Raw genomic sequence first — 4,473 nt, forward strand, 5'->3', positions numbered from 1 at the left:
CGCAGCGAGCCCGCAGCCCGCCTGAGCGGTACCGCGATCAGCTCCAGCTTTTCAGCCGCGCCTCGAGCACGCTCATCAACCGCGCCGGCGCGCCCTCGAGCTGGCGGCCCAGCCGGTGGATCAGGCTGACCGTGCTGTGCTCGATCGCATCGTCGAGCAGCGGGCGCGCGACGAGGCTTCCTTCCTCGAGTTCGGCGAGCGCCGAGATGCGCGGCAGCACGGTCAACGCGCGCCCGGCCTTCGCAATCTCGCGCATCATCTGGATCGAGGTCGTGACCAACCGCGGCTCGAGCCAGGTTTGCGCGCGTTTTTCGGCATGATTGAGCGTGCCGCGAATGCGGAAGCCCTGCGGTGGCAGGCACAGGTCGAAACCGGCGAGGTCGGCGATCGTCAGCGCCTCCATCGCCGCGGCCGGATGGCCCGGCGCGCACAGCACCATCAAGGGCTGTGCGACCGCGCTGCGCGTGCGGATCTTGGGCTCGCTGGTGGTGTGGAGGATCATGCCGATATGCGCCTCGTCATCGAGCACCATGCGGATGATTTCCGTACTCGCGCAGCTCGTCACGGTGATTGCGATGCCCGGGTTTCGGCGCTGGAAACCCTCGATCAGCGCGGTAAAGGGCGGGCCGAAGAAACCCTCGCCGATCGCGAGGTCGATGCGGCCGGATTTGACCTCGCGCAGTTCCTGTATCTGGTTCAGCAGCGCTTCGCGGTCGGCGAGCTGGTTCTTGTGATATTCGAACGCCAGTTGCCCCGCCTCGGTCAGCCGGATCGAGCGGCGTCCGCGTTCGATCAGGGCGATCCCCATCTCGCTTTCGAGCTGCGCGATCTGACGGCTGATCGACGACACAGCCACGCCGATCTTGTCGCTCGCCAGTCGCATCGATCCCAGATTCGCGGCTTCGTAGAAATATTGAAGCGCATTATCCCACATCGGCAATTCCTCCGCAGCCACCGGTTGAAGCCCGAAAATGCTCATCGTTGCGATAAACGCAACTAATTTCGTCTTTTGATGCCCTTGCTGCGAATGCACCTTGGCTTATCGGGGCTGGCCGCATTGACTATATCCCGACCAAGGGGGAGCCGAATTACATGAACAAGAGATCGCGTGCCGACTGGCAAGGCTATATCCCCGCTATTACGACGCCCTTCGACGCGAACCGCAATCTCGACCTGCCGGCGCTCGGCACGCTGCTCGAATGGCTCCATTCGGAAGGGATGCACGGCTTGCTGCTGGCCGGCACGACGGGCGAATGGCCGAGCATGTCGACCGACGAGTGCAAGACGCTCTTTTCGGCGGCGGGCGCACAGCTCGGCGGCAAGCTGCCGCTGCTCGCGGGATGCAATGCCTACACCGCGCGCCATGTGCTCGAACTGGCCGACCATGCCGCGGCAAGCGGCTTCGACGGCATCGTCGTGACGCCGCCGCCCTATTATCGCCCTTCGGCGGACGAGATTCATGGCTTCTATGCTGACATTTCGGCGGAAACAAAATTGCCGATCTGCGTCTACAACTGGCCTCCCGGCACCGGCATCGACATGCCGCTTGCGCTCCTCAAGCGCCTCGCTGCGCTCGACAATGTCGTCGCGATCAAACAATCGACCAGCGACCTGCGCCGCTTTGTCGACACCTTCTTCGCGCTCAGGGACCGGATCCGGATCTTCGGCCATTCGATGGACGAACACGGGCTCGCGCTGCTCGAGGCCCGCGGCGGCGACGGCACGATGGGTGCGGGTGCGGTGCTGGGGCGCACCCACCCCGATTTCTACAACAAGCTGTGGGCGGGCGATATCGCCGGCGCGCGCGAATGTGGCCGCATGGACCGCGTCATCCTCGATGAATGGTACACGCCCGAACTCGTCGGCCGGTTCGGATCGGGTCCCGCCATATTGAAGGCCGGGCTCAACGCCCAGGGCCTGCCGGGCGGTTATGTTCGTCCGCCGCTGCGCGATGTATCGGACGCGGATGCCGAGAGAATCAGGGAGACTTTGGTCGCGCTCGGACGCATCTAAGTCTTATGGAACGGGTTGATGTCGCGATCATCGGAGGAGGACTGGTCGGCTGTGCCGCCGCATGGCGTCTCGCGGGGCGCGGGGCATCGGTCGCGCTGATCGAAGCGGGCGACATCAACAGCGGTGCGTCGGGACAGAATGCCGGGTCGTTGCACTTCCAGATCGAGCGCCGCTTTCTCGAGAACGGCGACGCGCTCGCCGGACAGGCGGCCGACATCGTCGCGCTGAGCCGCATCGCAGTCGACGACTGGCGCGCGATCGAGGGGGATCTGGGCGCCGATCTCCACGTATCGATGCAAGGCGGGCTGATGGTCGCCGAAACCGCCGAAGAGGCGGCGCTGCTCGAACGCAAGGCGGCACGCGAAAGCCGCGAAGGCCTGTCGGTCCGGACCATCGACGGCGACGAAGCGCGCGCGATCGCTCCCTATCTCTCGCCGGGCGTTCTTGCCGCGAATTTTTCAAGCGACGAGGGCCACGCCGATCCGCGCGCCGTCACCCCCGCACTCGCCGAAGCCGCGCGCGCGGCCGGCGTATCGGTCCGCACTGCGTCGCGCGTGCAATCGATCGCGCGCGAAAACGGGCGCTTTACGATCCGGGGCGACCGGATCGACCTGTCCGCCGACCGGCTGCTCGTCGCCGCGGGAGCATGGAGCGCCAATGTCTGCGCGCTGCTCAATATCCACATGCCCCTCTATCCCGTCGCGCTGCTGATGAACGCGACCGAGCGAATGCGCCCCATGGTGCCGCACCTCATCCAGCACGTCGGACGCCGGCTGTCGCTGAAGCAGACATATGCCGGCAATATCCTGATCGGCGGCGGCTGGCCCTCGCGGCTGGCCCGGACGCCGGCCGGGGGATTCGACCCGTCGGCAAGACCTGCGATGATTCCCGGCTCGCTGACCGGCAATCTGCGTGTCGCGGTCGATATCGTGCCGGAGGTCGCACGGCTGAACCTGATCCGCAGCTGGACCGGGGTAACCGCCATTTCCGCCGACCAGTTGCCGGTGGTCGGCGCGGTACCACGAATGCCCGGCCTGTGGGTCGCGGCGGGCGGATCGGCCTTCACGCTCGGGCTGACCTTCGCGCGGCTGATCGCCGATGCGATGGCGGACGGCCCGGTTCCCGCACTCGCGCCGCTTTCGCCCGCGCGCTTCGAGCATCTGAACGGGTTCATGGGATGAGCGCGACGCGTATCAGCCAAGGCGTGACCCGCGGCGGTCCGATCGAAATCACTGTCGATGGCACGCCGATCACCTGCTTCGCGGGCGAAACCGTGGCCGCCGCGATGCTCGCGGCCGACCATGCCGTCTTCCGTGTAGATACGCGCGGACAAGGGCGCGGCATGTTCTGCAACATGGGCGTGTGCAGCGAGTGTCTGGTCACGCTGATAGCAAGCGGACGGCGCGTGCGCGCCTGCCTTGTCGAAGCCCGCGATGGCATGGAGGTCGCGACGCGTGACTGAACCGGAACGCTTCGACGTCGCGATCCTCGGCGGCGGCCCCGCCGGGCAGGCGGCGGCAATCGCGCTGGAGGGGCACGGCCTGTCGATCGCGGTAATCGACGAGCAGATACGTCCCGGCGGGCAGATCCTGCGGCAGCCCCCGGCAGGCTTCACCGTCGCAAACTGGCTTGCCGACCGCAGCTACGCGCCGCTGAAACGTCAACTCGACCGGTTCGGGCGGCTGAAGGGCTTGAGCTGGCTCGGCGGCCACTCGGCGATCGGGTTGCAGGCAGGATCGATCGTTGCAAGCGGCCCCGACGGCATGCGAACCATTGCGGCCGACCGCATCCTGATCGCCGCAGGGTGCCAGGATCTGGCCGTACCCCTTCCCGGCTGGACGCTACCGGGCGTTTATGCCGCAGGCGGCATCCAGGCCTTCATCAAGAGCCAGCAGTTGCTGGCCGGTACACGCGTGCTGCTCGCGGGCACCCATCCGCTCCAGCTGATCATCGCGGCGCAGATAGTTGCGGCGGGGGGGACCGTCGCCGCGGTTCTTTTCGCGCAACCGCGCACCGCGATGATCGGCGCGCTTGCCCGCCACCCGCTGGTCGCACTGGGTCGCGCGTCCGACCTGTTCGCGGCTGGCGGGGCAATGGCGACACTTGCCCGGGCAGGGACTCCGGTGCGCTACGGCATCGACCTGTCGGCGCTGACCGGCCGCGATCGCGTATCGGGCGCAACGACGAGCGTGGACGATATCGAATGCGACGCGGTGGGGCTTTGTTATGGCTTCGTTCCGCAGTCGGCGCTGCCACGGATGGTCGGCGCACGGATGGTCGCGGCGGGTCCGGCGGGTGGCTGGGCGTGCGCGCACGACGACTGGATGCGGACCTCGGTGCCCGGGCTCTATGCGGCAGGCGAGACGGTCGGCGTGGCCGGCGCCGCGGCAGCAGCGGCGGGCGGCGAACTTGCGGGTCTGGGGATCGCACTCGACCTCGGCCTGCTCGATGCCGACGCGG

5 protein-coding genes are annotated in these 4,473 nt (G+C 67.2%); 4 read left to right on the top strand and 1 reads right to left on the bottom strand.

The window, feature by feature from the left end:
- Window positions 1-37: 37 nt before the first annotated feature.
- On the bottom strand, window positions 38-955 hold the full coding sequence (locus VN047_RS21400) for a LysR family transcriptional regulator (protein WP_325546279.1): 918 nt from the start codon (window positions 953-955) through the stop codon (window positions 38-40).
- Window positions 956-1,092: 137 nt separating this feature from the next.
- Between VN047_RS21400 and VN047_RS21405 the strand changes: the two genes are divergently transcribed.
- The 4 genes from VN047_RS21405 to VN047_RS21420 all read left to right on the top strand — a co-directional run.
- Window positions 1,093-2,013: a dihydrodipicolinate synthase family protein gene (locus VN047_RS21405; RefSeq protein ID WP_325546281.1), complete on the top strand. Its 921-nt coding sequence runs from the start codon at window positions 1,093-1,095 to the stop codon at window positions 2,011-2,013.
- A gap of 5 nt (window positions 2,014-2,018) precedes the next feature.
- A complete protein-coding gene (locus tag VN047_RS21410; RefSeq protein ID WP_325546283.1) occupies window positions 2,019-3,194 on the top strand; it encodes an FAD-dependent oxidoreductase in 1,176 nt (391 codons plus the stop codon).
- Window positions 3,191-3,475, top strand: a complete 285-nt coding sequence (locus VN047_RS21415) for a (2Fe-2S)-binding protein (RefSeq protein WP_325546285.1) — start codon at window positions 3,191-3,193, stop codon at window positions 3,473-3,475. The genes VN047_RS21410 and VN047_RS21415 overlap by 4 nt, the downstream gene beginning before the upstream one ends.
- On the top strand, window positions 3,468-4,473 hold a 1,006-nt coding region (locus tag VN047_RS21420), incomplete at its 3' end, for an NAD(P)/FAD-dependent oxidoreductase (RefSeq protein ID WP_325546287.1). The genes VN047_RS21415 and VN047_RS21420, both read left to right, overlap by 8 nt.

Source organism: Sphingopyxis sp. (assembly GCF_035565275.1).
Taxonomy (GTDB): domain Bacteria; phylum Pseudomonadota; class Alphaproteobacteria; order Sphingomonadales; family Sphingomonadaceae; genus Sphingopyxis.

Coding starts and splice junctions, on each gene's coding strand:
- VN047_RS21405 (WP_325546281.1), top strand. CDS start 1,093: ATGAACAAGAGATCGCGTGCCGACTGGCAAGGCTATATCCCCGCTATT.
- VN047_RS21415 (WP_325546285.1), top strand. CDS start 3,191: ATGAGCGCGACGCGTATCAGCCAAGGCGTGACCCGCGGCGGTCCGATC.
- VN047_RS21410 (WP_325546283.1), top strand. CDS start 2,019: ATGGAACGGGTTGATGTCGCGATCATCGGAGGAGGACTGGTCGGCTGT.